At 56.7% G+C, this 420-nt stretch carries 1 protein-coding gene; it reads right to left on the bottom strand.

Annotated elements, in window-relative coordinates:
* Window positions 1–420 (bottom strand): SDR family NAD(P)-dependent oxidoreductase (locus tag AB4Y42_RS44305; protein WP_368697905.1); only part of this gene is annotated, 420 nt, incomplete at both ends.

The raw sequence follows: 420 nt of genomic DNA, 5'->3' as shown, positions 1-420 counted from the left end.
GCTGCACGATTCCGCCCTTGCTGGCCGCATAGGCCGAACCGTAGGTCGTGCCGAACAGGGAGAGCATCGAGCCGATATTGATAATCTTGCCGCCACCTGCGCGCGTGAACGCACCATGAATAGCCTGAGCGCAGAAATGCGCGCCGCTCAGGTTCGTATCGACAATCTGGTGCCATTCCTCGGAGCCTAGCTCGTGCCCTTGCTTGCGGATATTCATGCCAGCGTTGTTTACAAGGATATTTAGACATCCGAAATGCTGCTCGGCCTGCTCGATTGCCTTAGTGCACTCACCCTGATTCGTGATGTCGGCTTGAATGAAATGGCCGTTTGCACTACCGCCTGACAGCGATTCAATTGCAGCACGGCCCTTCCATCGATCGCGACCAATCAGCACAACACGCGCACCAGCCGCAACCATGC

The organism is Paraburkholderia sp. EG286B, assembly GCF_040965655.1.
Taxonomy (GTDB): domain Bacteria; phylum Pseudomonadota; class Gammaproteobacteria; order Burkholderiales; family Burkholderiaceae; genus Paraburkholderia.
Note: the sequence above shows the minus strand (reverse complement) of the source record. Positions and strands in the feature narration are given on the sequence as shown.